This is a genomic window from Tateyamaria algicola (assembly GCF_047715485.1).
In the GTDB taxonomy this organism is placed as follows: Bacteria; Pseudomonadota; Alphaproteobacteria; order Rhodobacterales; family Rhodobacteraceae; genus Tateyamaria.
This window is the reverse complement of record NZ_CP180422.1, coordinates 3465878-3480814: the sequence shown is the minus strand read 5'-3', so window position 1 is coordinate 3480814 and position 14937 is coordinate 3465878. Positions and strand designations below refer to the sequence as shown.

19 protein-coding genes are annotated in these 14937 nt (G+C 64.2%); 7 read left to right on the top strand and 12 right to left on the bottom strand.

Annotation, left to right across the window (positions count from 1 at the left end):
- Positions 1-22: 22 nt before the first annotated feature.
- A complete protein-coding gene (locus ACMHLQ_RS19610; protein WP_415402363.1) occupies positions 23-1420 on the top strand; it encodes a diguanylate cyclase in 1398 nt (465 codons plus the stop codon).
- Here the strand turns inward: ACMHLQ_RS19610 and ACMHLQ_RS19605 are convergent.
- Genes ACMHLQ_RS19605 through ACMHLQ_RS19585 form a run of 5 tightly spaced genes read right to left on the bottom strand, consistent with a single transcriptional unit; the run spans position 1417 to position 3405 of the window.
- Positions 1417-1926 (bottom strand): periplasmic heavy metal sensor, encoded by a 510-nt coding sequence (locus ACMHLQ_RS19605; RefSeq protein WP_415402362.1) that lies wholly within the window; start codon positions 1924-1926, stop codon positions 1417-1419. The genes ACMHLQ_RS19610 and ACMHLQ_RS19605 overlap by 4 nt on opposite strands.
- Before the next feature lie 2 nt (positions 1927-1928).
- Positions 1929-2135, bottom strand: a complete 207-nt coding sequence (locus ACMHLQ_RS19600) for a hypothetical protein (RefSeq protein WP_415402361.1) — start codon at positions 2133-2135, stop codon at positions 1929-1931.
- An 11-nt stretch (positions 2136-2146) separates the two neighbouring features.
- Positions 2147-2302 (bottom strand): hypothetical protein, encoded by a 156-nt coding sequence (locus ACMHLQ_RS19595; RefSeq protein WP_415402360.1) that lies wholly within the window; start codon positions 2300-2302, stop codon positions 2147-2149.
- Positions 2303-2307: 5 nt separating this feature from the next.
- Positions 2308-2895, bottom strand: a complete 588-nt coding sequence (locus ACMHLQ_RS19590) for an RNA polymerase sigma factor (protein ID WP_415402359.1) — start codon at positions 2893-2895, stop codon at positions 2308-2310.
- A gap of 57 nt (positions 2896-2952) precedes the next feature.
- Positions 2953-3405 carry an EF-hand domain-containing protein gene (locus ACMHLQ_RS19585; protein ID WP_415402358.1) on the bottom strand — a complete coding sequence of 151 codons (453 nt, stop codon included), beginning with the start codon at positions 3403-3405 and terminating at the stop codon, positions 2953-2955.
- Between the two features lie 198 nt (positions 3406-3603).
- On the opposite strand from ACMHLQ_RS19585, the gene ACMHLQ_RS19580 reads away from it, so the two are divergent.
- Positions 3604-3999 carry a DUF983 domain-containing protein gene (locus ACMHLQ_RS19580; protein WP_415402357.1) on the top strand — a complete coding sequence of 132 codons (396 nt, stop codon included), beginning with the start codon at positions 3604-3606 and terminating at the stop codon, positions 3997-3999.
- A 49-nt stretch (positions 4000-4048) separates the two neighbouring features.
- Positions 4049-4744, top strand: a complete 696-nt coding sequence (locus ACMHLQ_RS19575; protein WP_415402356.1) for an NUDIX hydrolase — start codon at positions 4049-4051, stop codon at positions 4742-4744.
- On the opposite strand, the gene ACMHLQ_RS19570 is transcribed toward ACMHLQ_RS19575, so the two are convergent.
- Positions 4741-5643: an EamA family transporter gene (locus ACMHLQ_RS19570; protein WP_415402355.1), complete on the bottom strand. Its 903-nt coding sequence runs from the start codon at positions 5641-5643 to the stop codon at positions 4741-4743. The two genes, ACMHLQ_RS19575 and ACMHLQ_RS19570, sit on opposite strands and share 4 nt — an antisense overlap.
- A 16-nt stretch (positions 5644-5659) precedes the next feature.
- The gene (locus ACMHLQ_RS19565; RefSeq protein WP_415402354.1) at positions 5660-6589 is read right to left on the bottom strand and encodes a fatty acid desaturase; all 930 of its coding nucleotides are present in this window, start codon (positions 6587-6589) and stop codon (positions 5660-5662) included.
- A 113-nt stretch (positions 6590-6702) separates the two neighbouring features.
- Between ACMHLQ_RS19565 and ACMHLQ_RS19560 the strand changes: the two genes are divergently transcribed.
- Positions 6703-7563 (top strand): helix-turn-helix domain-containing protein, encoded by an 861-nt coding sequence (locus ACMHLQ_RS19560; RefSeq protein ID WP_415402353.1) that lies wholly within the window; start codon positions 6703-6705, stop codon positions 7561-7563.
- 58 nt (positions 7564-7621) lie between these two features.
- On the opposite strand, the gene ACMHLQ_RS19555 is transcribed toward ACMHLQ_RS19560, so the two are convergent.
- The 4 genes from ACMHLQ_RS19555 to ACMHLQ_RS19540 are packed head-to-tail and all read right to left on the bottom strand — an operon-like array spanning position 7622 to position 11269.
- Positions 7622-8368: an SDR family oxidoreductase gene (locus tag ACMHLQ_RS19555; protein ID WP_415402352.1), complete on the bottom strand. Its 747-nt coding sequence runs from the start codon at positions 8366-8368 to the stop codon at positions 7622-7624.
- Positions 8365-9834: a carnitine 3-dehydrogenase gene (locus ACMHLQ_RS19550; protein WP_415402351.1), complete on the bottom strand. Its 1470-nt coding sequence runs from the start codon at positions 9832-9834 to the stop codon at positions 8365-8367. The genes ACMHLQ_RS19555 and ACMHLQ_RS19550 overlap by 4 nt, the downstream gene beginning before the upstream one ends.
- On the bottom strand, positions 9831-10331 hold the full coding sequence (locus tag ACMHLQ_RS19545; protein WP_415402350.1) for a hypothetical protein: 501 nt from the start codon (positions 10329-10331) through the stop codon (positions 9831-9833). The genes ACMHLQ_RS19550 and ACMHLQ_RS19545 overlap by 4 nt, the downstream gene beginning before the upstream one ends.
- A 23-nt stretch (positions 10332-10354) precedes the next feature.
- Positions 10355-11269, bottom strand: coding sequence for a 3-keto-5-aminohexanoate cleavage protein (locus ACMHLQ_RS19540; protein ID WP_415402349.1), 915 nt, complete (start codon positions 11267-11269; stop codon positions 10355-10357).
- Positions 11270-11339: 70 nt separating this feature from the next.
- On the opposite strand from ACMHLQ_RS19540, the gene ACMHLQ_RS19535 reads away from it, so the two are divergent.
- Positions 11340-12281 carry a GlxA family transcriptional regulator gene (locus ACMHLQ_RS19535; RefSeq protein ID WP_415402348.1) on the top strand — a complete coding sequence of 314 codons (942 nt, stop codon included), beginning with the start codon at positions 11340-11342 and terminating at the stop codon, positions 12279-12281.
- A gap of 154 nt (positions 12282-12435) precedes the next feature.
- On the opposite strand, the gene ACMHLQ_RS19530 is transcribed toward ACMHLQ_RS19535, so the two are convergent.
- Positions 12436-13479, bottom strand: coding sequence for an aldo/keto reductase (locus tag ACMHLQ_RS19530; RefSeq protein WP_415402347.1), 1044 nt, complete (start codon positions 13477-13479; stop codon positions 12436-12438).
- Between the two features lie 110 nt (positions 13480-13589).
- Between ACMHLQ_RS19530 and ACMHLQ_RS19525 the strand changes: the two genes are divergently transcribed.
- Entirely contained in the window at positions 13590-14246 is a 657-nt protein-coding gene (locus tag ACMHLQ_RS19525; protein WP_415402346.1) for an ImuA family protein, read from the top strand.
- Between the two features lie 75 nt (positions 14247-14321).
- Positions 14322-14921, top strand: a complete 600-nt coding sequence (locus ACMHLQ_RS19520; RefSeq protein ID WP_415402345.1) for a YceI family protein — start codon at positions 14322-14324, stop codon at positions 14919-14921.
- The last annotated feature ends 16 nt before the right edge of the window (positions 14922-14937 follow it).

Sequence of the window (14937 nt, the reverse complement as noted above, 5' to 3'; positions counted from 1 at the left end):
TGTGACGAATTGGAAGGGTACAATGCACGGCAACATTCTGGTCATTGATCCCATTGCGACAAACCGCATCGTTTTGCGCGTCAAGCTGGCAGCCAGCCACTATGACATGACGCAGGCCGACAGCATTGCGGCTGCGATGCGTGCCGTGGGCCAATCGGTGCCGGATTTGATCCTCTGTGCCGACAGCCTGCCCGACGGCGGGCCACTGCGTCTGCTGGCACGCTTGCGCAAGGCCGGGCTCGACACGAAAATCCCCGTGATCGTGCTCAGCGCATCCAACACCGCCGAAAGCCGCATGCGCCTGTTGGCCGCTGGGGTCGAGGATGTGCTGGAAAAACCGGTCGACGACAGCTTTCTTCTGGCGCGGGCACGCAGCGTGATCCGGGCCTTTGCCTCGGCCAGTGAGTGGAAGCTGCGCGACGGCACCTCGCGCGCGCTCGGCTTTGCCGAACCAAGTGCCCAGTTCGGCCCCCGCCAAAAGGTGCGCATTGTCGCGCATGATCTCGACATCCTGGCGGCGTGGCGCCCCAAACTCTGCTCCAGCACCCGCGCGGCGCTGACGCCCTGCACACCCGGTCTGGCCGTGGACGGCGATGATGACGGGGACATGGCGGACGGCTTTGTCCTCGTGATCGAGCCGGGCAAAAGCGGCGATATGTTCGCGCTGCTCGCCACGATCCGAAGCAATGCCGCCACACGGCACAGCGCCATCCTCGTGGTGCAGGTCGATCGCGACCCCAAACTCGGGGCGCAATTGCTGGATATGGGCGCCAATGACGTGATGACCTTTGACAGCGATCCGGCCGAGGTGGCCCTGCGGCTTGAGGCGCTGTTGTCGCGCAAACGGCTGTCGGACACGCTGCGAGACACCGTGCGTTCAGGCATCGAGGCTGCGGTGATCGACCCGCTGACTGGCCTGCACAACCGCCGATATGCCATCCCGCACCTGTCGCGGATCGCAGAGCGGGCCACGCGGGCTGGCAAGCCCTTTGCCGTGATGGTCGCGGATATGGATCACTTCAAGCAGATCAACGACACGCATGGTCACGCAGCGGGCGACGCAGTTCTGGTCGAGACCGCGCGCCGGTTGCGGGAAAACCTGCGGGCGGTTGATCTGGTCGCGCGGATCGGGGGCGAAGAGTTTCTGATCGTCCTGCCTGGCGCCGGCCTGCAAAGCGCCAAACACGCCGCTCAGCGCCTGTGCCGCATGATCCGGGGAACAGCCTTCGACGTGCCCGGCGCCACAAGCCCCATCTCGGCCACGATTTCCATCGGGATGACTGTCTGTGATCTGCCCAATGGTGCATCGACCACGCTGGCGATGAGCCCAGAGGCACTGCTCGACCGTGCAGACAAGGCGCTTTACGGGGCCAAGACGGAAGGGCGCGACCGGGTGACCCTCAGCCGTCCTGCGGCCTAGGGTTTCGGGGCGCCGCCATCCTTGCCCTTGCCTTTGTCTTTCCCCTTGCCGCCACGCTTCAACACCTCTTGGATGCGCAGGGTGTAATCTGTACGCTCTTCCGGTGACATGGCCGCTACCGTTTCCAGCCAGGCGGCTTGCGCCACGGCCTGCACACGGCTGACGCCATCGGCCTGACGGCGCAAAATGTCCTGAATGGCTGCCGCATCAAACGGGTCAGCCTGCAATGCCGCGATCATCGCTTCGTAATCGGCGCGGCGCGCCCGCCTGTTGGGCAGGCTCTCGTCGCGGCGCACCGTGTCGAACACCCCGCGCCGGTCCTCACGTGGCAGGGCAATCACATACGGCATCGCATAGCCCATGGCCGGGCCGTTACCCCCCATGGGGCCACCGCGCAACACAGCACCGGCCACAAGGCCCGCAATGGCCAGGTTCACCGCCAGCGACAGCGCCAGCACAATCTTGACCCACAGCGGACAGCGTGGCGTTTTCCGGTCTTCAGCCATGCTCAGCCCTCCTCGAAATCCCAACCAAAGGCGTCAAGCGCACCTTCGCCCTGATAAAACGTACCATATCCCAAGGACCAGATCGCATCCGTGCCCGTGGTATCAAAACCGCCCAGACCCACGACAAACCCGGTGGCTGCCGCAGCAACCAGGCCACCCACGGCCGTCCAGCCGCCCAATCCCTGCACAACCTGACGCCACAGGGGCACGCGCGCAGCAACTAAGCCACCGGGGGCGGCATCAGGGCCTCGGCATCGCCCAGAACCCGCGCCATCAGATCGCCCGAGGCGTCCGGCACCGGCGTCGCGGCCAGGTCATCCAGGGCACGCTCGATCCACGCATCTTCATGCTCGGGGCGGTTCGGGGGCTGGGTCATCAGTGTCATCCTTCGTATCCAAGGGCAGCAACCTGCCCTTTCAGTGCTTGTGCCAGCGCGCGTTTGCCCCGCGCCGTCAGGCTTTCCACCGCTTCGGTGCTGATGCCAAGACGCGCAGCGATCTCGGGGTTCGCGGCCCCTTCGAAATGGCGCATCATGACCGCAAGGCGCTGACGCTCGGGCAGATCGGCCAGCGCACGGCGCACCGCGTCACGGCGGGCATCCGTCTGCATCTGCGCCTCGACCGACGGGGTCGGGTCCTCGGGCTCGGCCACATCTTCGAGGGGCACGCGCGACCGGGGCCGTTTGCGCAAACGGTCCGTGCACAGATTGGCGACCACGCGATACAGCCACGTGGTCACCTGGGCCTCGCCCTCGCGCCAGTCGGGTGCAATGCGCCACAACCGTAACATGGCCTCTTGTGCCACATCTTCGGCCTCGGCCACATCCCCCAACATCCGCATGGCCTGGGCCTGCACACGGGGCACCAACCGCACGGTCAATGTCCGTGCCGCCGCCGCGTCCCCACGCGCATAGCGCGCCAAAAGCGCGGCGTCGTCCGTCTGCGGATCCGTATCAAGCGGCATCGTCATGTCGTCCGGGCTATCCTTGCCCTGCCCCTTTATGCAAGAGGCAGGGCGCGGGGTGGCTCAGTTCTTGCCTTTGCGCTTGCCACCGTGCCGTTCGCGCATGTTGGCCCGCGCTTCCTCGAACTCTTCTTCCGAGATGCCGCCGCTGTTGTCCGCATCCATGCGGTCAAAGAAACGGGCCGGATCGCCACGACGGCGCTCTTGCACTTCTTCTTGCGACAGCTTGCCGTCTTCATCCGCGTCCATGCGCTCGATCATGCGGGCGGCGCGGTCCTGCGCGTTGCCCTGCGCGGCGGCAACCAGTTCTGCCTCGGTCAGGAACCCGTCACCATCCGTATCCGCATTTGCAAAGCGGGCGGCGCCAGCGTTCTGCAATTCGTTCAGGGTGACTTCGCCATTGCCATCCGTATCCAATGTGGAAAAGTCGGGGCCACGGTTGTTTGCCATTGCGGCAACTGTGGTCAGACCGATTGCGGCGGCAGCGACTGCTGCGATAAAGGTACTACGTTGCATGTGTTACTCCAGTTTTTTGCCTCAGAGCGCTTTGTTTTCCTGCGCTCCATGTCCATCAAACGGCCCCCCGTCGCGTTTCCGTCGAAAAAAGTTTTCTGCCGTGGCACGCGCGACATCGCGACGCAAGGACAGTATGCGCCATTCCGTTTCACGCGGCGCAGGCGCATGACTGTGGCATTCCGATCAAGAGCCGAGCCCATGAACCGCACCCCCACACATGCGCGCGATACCCATCGCCCCGTCCGCCCCGCCCTGTGGCGCGGATGGCGCAGCAAGTGCCCGCGCTGTGGTCAGGGCCGGCTGCTCAAAGGGTATTTGAAGGTCGCGGCCACCTGCCCGGTGTGCAAGCTCGACTACTCGCATCACCGGGCCGATGACGGGCCGGCCTACCTCACCATCCTGCTGGTCGGGCACCTGATGGCGCCGCTGCTGCATGTGGTGTTCGTGACATGGCGCCCTGAACCGCTGGTGCTGTTCACCATCTTTGCGGTTGGCTGCGTGGGCTTGTCGCTTTACCTTCTGCCAAGGCTCAAGGGGGCCATCGTGGGGTTTCAGTGGGCGCGCGCCATGGGCGGGTTTGCCCAGGCGGGCTGATCCCCATCCGCACAGGCCCCGCTGATCCGGACACAATGCGAGGCTGGGCATGAGCGATATCGACAAGACACAAGTGCGCAACGCGGCGACAGTCATCGTGCTGCGTGACCGGTTGACCGCGCCGCGCATCCTGATGGGGCAGCGCGGCGCAAAGGCCGTGTTCATGCCCAACAAGTTCGTCTTTCCCGGCGGCGCGGTAGACGCCGCCGATCACGCCGTCCCCCTGGCCACGACGCTGTCTGCGCCGAATGATGCGCGGCTGGAGGATGACAGCGCACCCGGCCTCGCACCGGCCCTCGCCGCCGCAGCCATTCGCGAATTGTTCGAGGAAACGGGCCAGGTGCTCGGCACGCCCGGACAATGGAGTGCACCGCACGCCGACTGGCACGGCTTTGCCGCCACGGGCCACCTGCCCCACGCTGCACCGCTGCAATTCGTCTTCCGCGCCCTGACCCCTCCGGGCCGCCCGCGCCGCTTTGATGCACGGTTCTTCCTGATTGATGCGGACGACCTCGCCTCGGACCCGGACGATTTCAGCGCCGCCTCGGATGAGTTGTCGCATTTGCAATGGGTGGCACTGGACGCTGTGCGCACCTTCGACATGCCCTTCATAACCGAAGTGGTGCTGAGCGAAATCGCCGTGCGCGTCGCTGACCGGACGCCGCCCACAAGCGTGCCCTATTTCAAGAACAATGACGAAGAAAGCCTGTTCCTGCGCCTGCGCGGCACACCGATGGTGGACTAGATCGCGAGGATCAGCATCAGGATCGAACCCAGCAGGATGGTCATGCCCACCCATTCCCGCCCTGATACTTTCTCGCGAAAGATGATGACCGAGGCCAGCGCGGAAAAGATCAACTCGACCTGCCCGACCGCGTTCACATAAGCCGCATTCTGCAGAGTGAAGGCCGTGAACCAGCAAAACGACCCGGCCATCGACATCAACCCGACCCAGACGGCGACACGGCGCGCACCCCAGACCGCGCTCACCTGCCCCGGATCGCGCAGGCGCAGCCACACAAGCATTGCAACTGTCTGCATCGCCGTGACCGCTGCCAGCGTCAGCCCGGCGCGCGCAAACGGATCCTCAAGACCGAGGCTGAGGGACGCCCCCCGATAACTCACCCCAGAGACGGCAAAGAGCAGCCCCGCAGCCAGTCCAAGGCCCGCAGACCGGTTCGCCATGTCACGCCAGCCAAAGCGCACCAGTTCCGGCGGCACTGACAACAACAGCACCCCCACCAGCCCCAGACCGATCGCAGCAAACCCCCAACCGCTCACACTGTCGCCCAACAGAACCCAGCCGACCAGAACGGCCTGCATCACCTCCGTCTTCTTGAACGTGATGCCCACCGCGAAATTGCGGGCCTGAAAGAGGCGCACCGTGGCCACGGTGGCCAGTATCTGCGCCACACCGCCCAACGCGCCATAGACCCAGAACGACGCACCAAAACGCGGCCAGCCCTGCCCCGTCGCCCCCATGTAGATCACGATCAGCACCGCCACCAAGGGTGCGGAGTAGAGAAACCGCGCCAGCGTCGCGCCACCCGCACTCAGAGTGCCGAGCGACAATTGACGTTGCAGCATGAACCGCAGCGTCTGAAAGAAAGCGGCCGCAAGCGTGATGGGGATCCAGAGGGTCATGGCCCTCTATCGACGATCAGCGATCCGAGGGCCAGAGCGGATGAGGCACCGGATCCTTTGCACGCCAGAAATGGGCCGCAAAGACCTGTGCGTAAGAGCGGTAGCGATACCCGTCATTGCAGGCGAGATAGCGCGCCGCATTGGCCCGATAAAGGGCGGGCAATCGATACCACGGCACCCTTGGGTGCATATGGTGCACCACGTGGAAGTTATTGTTCAGAAACAGAAAAGCAAGTGGGCCGCGATCCTCGACGATTACCGTGCGGCCACGCGCTTTCTCATGTGCCTGATGCTCAAGGAAGGTGCGGATTTTCAGCACCGAAAGCGCCGTGTAGCAGGCCAATAGGTACAGCCACAGAGGCAAGGGCGCAGCGGCCACCAGCCCCAACACCAGCATGACCCCGGGCACATGGATCACCCAGGCCTTCAACACTTGCCGGTCGCTCGTCAGGATCGCGCGCCAATCCTCGCGCATGAACACCACCTGCGCCACCAGCGGACCAACCAGCATCCGCCCCGCCAGCGTGTTGTTCACCTGCAAGACGCCGCGCATCGCTTGCGGCAACCGCGCCCAGACCTCAGGGTCAAGATAGTTGGATTCAGGATCGTCATAAGGGTCGGTCAGATTGGCATCCTGGTGATGCGCCAGATGGGTGTCGCGAAAGCGCACGTAAGGGATGAACAGCCCCGGATTGACCACCACAAGCGCCTCACTGGCCAGCCGCGACGGGAACGGATGGCCATGCAGCACTTCATGGGTCAAAGAGGCGTGCAGGACCAGCGCAAGGGCCACAACAGCCACAGCCCCGCCCATCGACCAGCCGGGCAGCACGAACAACCCCACGATCCACAGCGCCATGCAACCCACGAACAGGCCCAGCGTGATCCATTCAATCACAAAGGGGCGGTCCTTGGGCAAGCGGCGTGTCGATGTCGGGGATGTCATTGAAAAAGCGCACCATTTTCTTGTTGATTTGCAACCAACCTACGCGGCGATGCACCCGCTGCGAATTCTGAATGTAGTTAACAAACCCAGCAATCTGTGACAAAATCTAGCATATGAGTGACATTCTCGACAAACGGCAGCGCGCCGAACGGTTTCGCCATCGCCTGCTGCGCGCCATGCAGGACCGCGACATGACGCAAAGCGGCCTAGCCCGCCAGATCGGCACTGACCGATCGACCATCAGCCAGGCGCTCGCCAGCGACGGCGCGCGCCTGCCCGGCGCCCAGGTGGTGGGGGCCTGCGCCCAGGCGCTCGGCGTCTCTGCCGATTGGCTGCTGGGCCTCTCCGAACGGCCCGAAAGTGCAGCAACGCTCACTGCCGCCGCCCTGACCCTCACCCAAGCGCCCCGCGCGCTGATCGACGAGCGCATCTTTGGCTGGCACCAGGAGGCGGCAGGCTACAAGATCCGTCACGTCCCTGCGGGCCTGCCCGATATGCTCAAGACCCAGAGCATGCTGGAATGGGAATATGGACCGCATCTGGGGCGCACCACGACCCAAGCTATTAACGCCTCACGTGACCGGTTAAACTGGATGCGCGCCGCGCAATCCGATTACGAAATCGCCATGCCGCTGTTCGAGGTGCACAGCTTTGCCGCTGGCACGGGGTATTACGAGGGGCTGCCAGCCGACACCCGGCGCGAACAGCTCGACCAGCTCCACACGCTGACCACGCAGCTCTATCCCCGCATGCGGCTCTATCTGTTTGACCAGCGCAAGCTCTACTCCGCCCCGATCACCATATTCGGCCCGCTGCTGGCCGTGCTCTATACAGGCGGGCACTACATGGCCTTCCGCGACCGCGAACGCATCGAAACCCTCAGTCTGCATTTCGATGATCTGGTGCGTCAGGCCGCCTTCACCGCGCGCGACATCCCCGACCACGTGGATAGCCTGCGCCGCCTGATCCGATAGGGCGCCGGGGTCGGTGGGCGGGCGCCTTTGCGTCAGCAAACAGAGCCGCGCACCGACCTCACAGTTTTGGGTCCGGGTTCTCGGTATGCCCATCGACCGCAATCACCTGCCCCGACACCCGCCGTGCCGCGTCCGAGCCCAAGAACACCGCCATATCCGCAATATCCGCCGCCTCAACAAAGAAACGCATCGACGTGCCCGCAGCGTAGCCGTCATAGACCTGGTCGCGCGTCATCCCCTTTGCGGATGCCTCACGCGCCAACACACCCTCCATGCGCGACCCTTCAACGGCACCTGGGCAAATCGCATTGGCACGCACCCCAAAGGGTCCTGCCTCCATCGCAACCGTCTTCATCAATCCGATGACCGCCCACTTTGCTGCCGCGTAGGGCGCGCGGTTGGGATAGCCAAAAATCCCGGCCGTAGACGACGTGAATATGACCGATCCCCGCCCCGCCGCCTTCATCGCGGGCAAGCCATGTTTCACGGCCAGAAACGCACCCTCGAGGTTCACCGACACACATGTCCGCCAATCTCCCAGCGCAACATCTTCTACCTGCGCCGTCGGACCCGCGATACCGGCATTGGCGCACAAGACATCCAGCGTGCCTGCCTCTGCCATCACCTCGGCAACGCCTGCTTCATCCGCCGCATCACAGCGCCGCGCAACCCAGCCATCCGGCACGGCGGCCAAGGCATCGGCATCCACATCCGTCACCCAAACCTCGTACCCGGCCGCGTCAAAGGCCTGGCCCATCGCCAACCCGATCCCCGACGCGCCCGCTGTGATCAGAACCCGGCTCAAGGCCGCTGACCCACGCTGCGCCCTGCCCCCTCGGGCACGGGCAAGGCGCCATGCGCCTGCGCCACCCGGGCCAAGGCAACAAGTACAGCTTCCGCAGGCTCGGACGGCCGCCGCGTCTCCAAACTCACATGCAGCAGGAAATGCTCGCCCGTCGCCAACACCCGGTCGCCCTCGACCATCTCGTGCCACAGATGCAGCTTCTTGCCTGCCCCTGCCAGCACCTGAGTCCGCACTTCGATCACAGCGCCTGCGCGTACCTCATCCACATGACGAATATGCGTCTCGGCGGTAAAATAGCTGCCGCCGGTTGCGATGTAATCTGCGTCACAACCGATCATCTCCATGAACCGATCCGTTGCATCGCCAAAGGCCTGCAAATACCGCGCCTCGTTCATGTGGCCGTTGTAGTCTGTCCAGTCCAGCGGTACCGCCCGGCGCACCGTCAGCAACGGGGCCGAGACATCCTCAAAATCCTCCACATGCGCCCCCAGCACCGTGCCCGCGCGCAAGGACGCCTCATGCGCATTCATCACCGCGCCCGCGCCCCAATCATTGGCCTTCAGCGCGCGCATCATGCCCACAAGGTTGTCATCGCGGGCCCGCAACATCTCGGCAATGCTCATATGCCCCGACTGCGCATCCGATTGCCCCGCGATCAAATCGACCAATTCGTCCGTGAATTCGGGGACATCCATCAACTTGGTCCAGGGCCACTGCAACGCGGGCCCAAACTGCGCCATGAAGTGCCGCATCCCCGCCTCGCCCCCGGCCGTGCGGTAGGTATCAAACAATCCCATCTGCGCCCAGCGAATGCCGAAGCCCATGCGGATCGCCTCGTCGATCTCTTCGGTGGTGGCCACACCATCCTTGACCAACCACAGTGCTTCGCGCCAGACGGCCTCAAGGAAGCGATCCGCAATATGCGCATCAATCTCCTTGCGCACACGCAGCGGATAGTGCCCAAGCGAGCGCAGGATGCTTTCTGCCTTCTCCACCAGCGCCGGATCGGTGGCAGGCGACGGCACCACCTCGACCAGCGGCATCAGGTAGACCGGGTTGAACGGATGGCAGACCAAGATCTGTTCAGGGCGCGCCGCGCCCTCCTGCAACTCGGACGGTTTGAAGCCAGATGTGGACGAGCCAATCACCGCCCCCGCCGGGCAGGTCGCCTGCACCTCGGCCAGCACCTTGTGCTTGATGTCCAACCGCTCCGGAACGCTCTCTTGAATCCAGTCCACATCCCCGACCACCTCGGCCAGATCACTGTGGAAACTGATGCGCCCCTCGTCAGGCAAGGCCACATCCGTCATGCTTGGCAAGGCCCGGCGCGCCTGCGCCAGCACCGGCGCCAGCTTGGTCTCGGCGTCAGGGTCCAGGTCAAACACCCGCACATCCCACCCGTTCAGCAGGAACCGCGCGGCCCATCCGCCGCCAATCACACCGCCGCCAATGATCGCTGCCTTCATGGCACGTCCCTCCAAGTCTCCGTCCGGTATCCGTTAAAATCCAGCACCTGCCGCGCCGCCGTGATCTGGTCGGCCCGTGCCGTGCCCGCGCGGGTCACGACAAAGCCAAACCGACCCTCAGGATCGCCCAGCGCCGCTGTCTGATGATCCGGGTCGATCCACACCACCCACAGATCGCGCAAATCGCCGCCCTCGTAGACGATGCGCAAAATGCCCGGACCACGTTGCACAATGGTGCCCGTGCGCGCAGCGCTGCCCGACTGCTCCCGCCACGCGGTACTTTCCCCTGCCACCTCGAAGGCACGCATATCCCACGCCCCGCCGCCGCTCTGGCGCACGTTCCAGCGGCCATCAAAGCGCGCAGCCTCAAACCGTGTGATCGCCCCGATGGGCACCGTTGGATTGCGCAGCAGACGGGTATCGTCGAGCGCGGCCTCCTGCCCACACCCCAGCAAGCACACGGCCAACAAGAGGTGCGTGAAAAGACAACGCAGCATGCGACCGACGCTCAAGCTTCGGGTCACCCTTTCGGCGCCCGCTTTACGAGGCCCAGTTTCTCACGTACCTCGGCCGGGCCAATCACCCGCGCGCCTATGTTTTCGATGATGGACCCCGCGCGCTCGACGAGCTGCCAGTTCTGCGCCAACTCGCCCTTGCCCAGCCACAGATTGTCTTCAAGACCGACCCGCACATTGCCACCTGCCAACACCGCTGCGGCCACATAAGCCATCTGGTTACGGCCCAGCGCGAAGGCGGAAAAGGTCCAGTCATCCGGTACATTATTGACCATGGCCATGAAGGTATTGAGGTCATCCGGCGCGCCCCAGGGCACACCCATGCACAGCTGCACAAGCGCGGGCGCATCCAGCACACCATCCTTAACCAGTTGTTTTGCGTACCACAAATGCCCGGTATCAAAGGCCTCGATCTCGGGCTTTACCCCCAGTTCGGTCATCATCCGGCCCATCGCCACCAGCATGCCGGGCGTGTTGGTCATCACGTAATCGGCCTCAGCAAAGTTCATCGTGCCGCAATCGAGCGTGCAGATTTCCGGCAGGCACTCGGCCACGTGTGCGACGCGCTCGGACGCTCCGATCATGTCCGTTCCCTCCTGGCTCAATGCCATCGGGTTCTCGACCGGGCCAAAGACCATGTCGCCACCCATCCCGGCGGTCAGGTTCAGCACAACATCCGTGTCACTGTCACGTACACGGTCCGTGACTTCCCGATAATGCGCAAGGTTCCGGCTGGGCGCACCGGTTTCGGGATCGCGGACATGGCAATGGACGATGGCCGCCCCCGCCTTGGCAGCCGCGATTGCACTGTTTGCAATCTCTTCAGGACTGCGCGGCACATGGGGGCTGCGATCCTGAGTCGCGCCTGATCCAGTCACGGCACAAGTGATAAAAACCTCGCGGTTCATGGTCAGCGGCATGGGCATCCTCCTTGCGTTTTACGCAGTTTGCCGATGAATAAGGACAAGACTTGTCAGAAAACGAAAGATCATGACAAAAACCGCAATTCTTGTGCTGCAAGAAACGAATACCCTATCCCTCGCCGCCGCCGTCGATCCGCTGCGCGCCGCCAACCGGCACGCCGGACGCACCGTGTTCGACTGGGAGTTCGTGACACCCGAAACGCGTGACGTCACCTTGACCAGCGGCCTCACCGTACCGGCGGCCCCCATCCACCGCCTTGCCTCCTGCGATGTGCTGATCGTGGTGGCCGGGTTCTCGCTCCAGGCACAAGCGACCCCACACCTGATGTCGAGCCTGCGGCGCCTCGCCAAAACGGGCAGTCCCGTGCTGGCCATCGACGGCGGTCCCTGGCTTGTGGCGCAATCGGGGCTTCTGGATGGGCACCGCGCCACAACACACTGGGAAGACCTGGAAAAATTCGGCGATGCATTCCCCGAAGTCGACACGGTCAACGCCCGCTACGTCGTATCAGACCAGCGCTGGACCAGCGGCGGCGCCGCCCCGGCCCTCGACATGATGCTGCACCTGATCGAGACCCAACAGGGCGCCAAGCTCGCCGCACAAGTGGCCGCCAGCTTCATCCACACCAGCCAGCCCGCCCCGTCCGATCCGCAAATGCGGCACCCGCCAGCAATACCGCACAGCGCCATCACCGCCCGCGCGCACAAGGTGATGGAGGCGCATCTGGACGCCCCTCTGCCCCTGCCCGAGATCGCGGCCCGGCTCGACCTTAGTCCGCGCAGCCTGCAACTGCATTTCCGCAAAACCATGGGCATCACGGCCAAGGCCCACTACCTCACCCTTCGCCTGAACGAAGCACACAGGCTGATCACACAGACAAACCAGTCAATGCAGGACATCGCCCTGGCAACCGGCTTCTCCTCCCCCGCCAACCTCACCCGAACCTATACGCTCAAGTACGGACACCCGCCGACCCAAACACGCCGACAGCTTCATTTCGCAAGATAAACCGCCCCCGGAGGGCCGGTCAGAAACAAGCAAATGCACAAATCTATCTGGGTCGGCCCGCCACCTCGCTTCCTTCCCCCGAGGGGAAGGCCAGGATGGGGGTCACCGGGAGTCGTGCGCGCCACAGGCGCACATGCAGATCAATACGGCCAGATCAATACGGCATCGGATGGTCGCGATGTACCGCGTCCAGATCGTCCAGCACCTCCTGGCTCAAGGTCAGATCGGCAGCCCCCAGCGCGATCTCCAGCTGATCCATCGTGGTGGACCCGAATATGACCGACGTCATGAAGGGTCGCGTCATGCACCAGGCCAATGCCATCTGCGTGGGCTCCAGCCCGTGCCGCCCCGCCACCGCCATATAGGCATCCACAGCGTCAAAGGCACGGTCGGTCTTGCGCCCGCCAAGGTCCGAATTCAGCGACATGCGCGACCCTTCAGGCACTGCGCCACCCTGATACTTGCCGGTCAACAGACCCGCGGCCAGCGGGGAAAAGGCCAACAGGCCCACATCCTCGTGAATGCTCGTCTCGGACATGTCGGTGTCATACATGCGGCACAGCAGCGAATATTCGTTCTGCATGGACGCCACGCGCGGCCCGCCCGTACGCTCGGCGGCTGCCAGCCATTGGCACGTGCCCCACGCACTCTCGTTGGACAGGCCAAAGGCGCGGATCGTGCCGCGATCCACCTCGGCCTGCAGGGCGCCAAGGCAATCGTCCATGTTCTGGCGGATGTCGGCGGGGTCCGATCCCGTCGGATCATAGGTCCAGTTCTTGCGAAACATGTAGCTGCCGCGATTGGGCCAGTGAAACTGGTAGAGATCGATATAGTCGGTCTGAAGGCGCCGCAGCGATCCCTCGATCGCCTGCGGAATGGTCTCGCTTGTGATCGGCGCACCGTCGCGCACATATCCCATGCCCTCGCCCGAATGCTTGGTCGCCAGCACCATGTCGGCGCGTGTGCCACCCCGTTCGTGCCACAGCCCGATAATCCGCTCGGTTCGGCCGATGGTCTCGGCGCTGACGGGATTGACCGGGTACATTTCGGCCGTGTCGACAAAGTTGATACCCGCATCCAGCGCACGACCTATCTGCGCATGCCCCTCTTCGGCAGAGTTCTGGGTGCCCCATGTCATCGAGCCAAGGCAAAGCGGCGAAACGTCGATATCCGTTCGACCCAGTTTGCGTCGTTCCATGTTCTGCCCTTCCCGTTCAAAGTCGCAGGAACCCTAGCGACACTGCATCCGGGAACAAGCGAATTTTCAATCTGTACCCGCAAGACACAGCTTGAGAACAAAATACGAACATGTATAGTCGTACAATGCCTGCCCTGCACACCCTGCATCCACGCGCACCTGCCCGCGCCGCACCCTGCCTGCCCCTCTTGCCAGAGGCAGGACAGCACGGGCTGGGCCATGGCCTGGCCCTCGGCCGGGTACACGAGGCGTGCGGGCCCGCGCGCCACCGCTTTGCCCTGTGGCTGGCGGCCCAGACCGCGGGGCCGGTGATCTGGATCGCCCCCGATTGGGGCGCGGACCGGCTGAACCCCTGCGGAATGATGCCCTTTGTCGATCCGGCGCGCCTGATCCTCGTGCAGCCCAAACGGGCCGAGGATGTGCTGTGGAGCATGGAGGAAGTCTTGCGCAGCGGCACCGTGGCGCTGGCCGTGGCCGACCTGCCCGGCCTGCCCGCCCTGACCCCGGTGCGGCGCATGCACCTTGCCGCAGAAACCGGCGGCAAGGTCCAGCGCACCGCCCCGCTGGGCCTCTTGCTGACCCCGGGCATGGGCGGCGCACAAGGGGTCGAAAGCCGCTGGCATCTGGCACCTGATCACAAGGGCTCCCCCGGCGCATGGGCGCTGACCCGGCTGCGCGCGCGCACCGCCCCCGAACAGGCCTGGCGGGTCGAACGCCATCCCGGCCAGCCCCTGCCCTGCATCTCCGGATCCATCAAGGCTGCGTGAACCCGCAGCGACATTGAATGATTTTCAAGGGTTGCGTGTTACCCTTGTATCAATCCGCGACGCAAGGACACGCATATGCACCGCCGACACCTCCTGGCCCTTGGCCTTGCCACCTTGGCCACACCCGCCCTCTCCACCGGCAGCCTGGCTGCACCGCAACCCTACCGCCTCAGCGGGACCGGGGCCACTATCACCTACACGTTCCAACTGAACGGCGCGCCGGTCAAAGGCACCGTGCCCATCGACCGCGCCGACCTGACCATCGACCCGGGCAATCTCGCGGCCTCCACCGCAAACGTCACTGCCAATGTGCGCCGGGCGCGCACCGGTCTGATCTTTGCCACCGAGGCGCTGAAATCGGCCAGTGTGCTCAACGCCGCCGACTTTCCCCTCGCCCGGTTCAAATCGACCCGGGTGATCCTCGGGCCCGGCGGGCGCATCTCTGACGGTGCCGCAATCGAAGGAGAGCTGACATTGCGCGGCGTTACCCGGCCCGTGCGCTTTGACGCCGCCCTGTACCGTCGCAAAGGCAGCGACACAGGCGATTTTCGCACACTCAACGTCACATTGCGCGGCACGGTCAACCGCACCGATTACGGCGCGGTCGGCTACGGCGATCTCGTCAACAACCGCGTCGACATCGACATCGCCGCAGAAATCTCGGCCACTGCCTGAAAACGACGCCTGATCG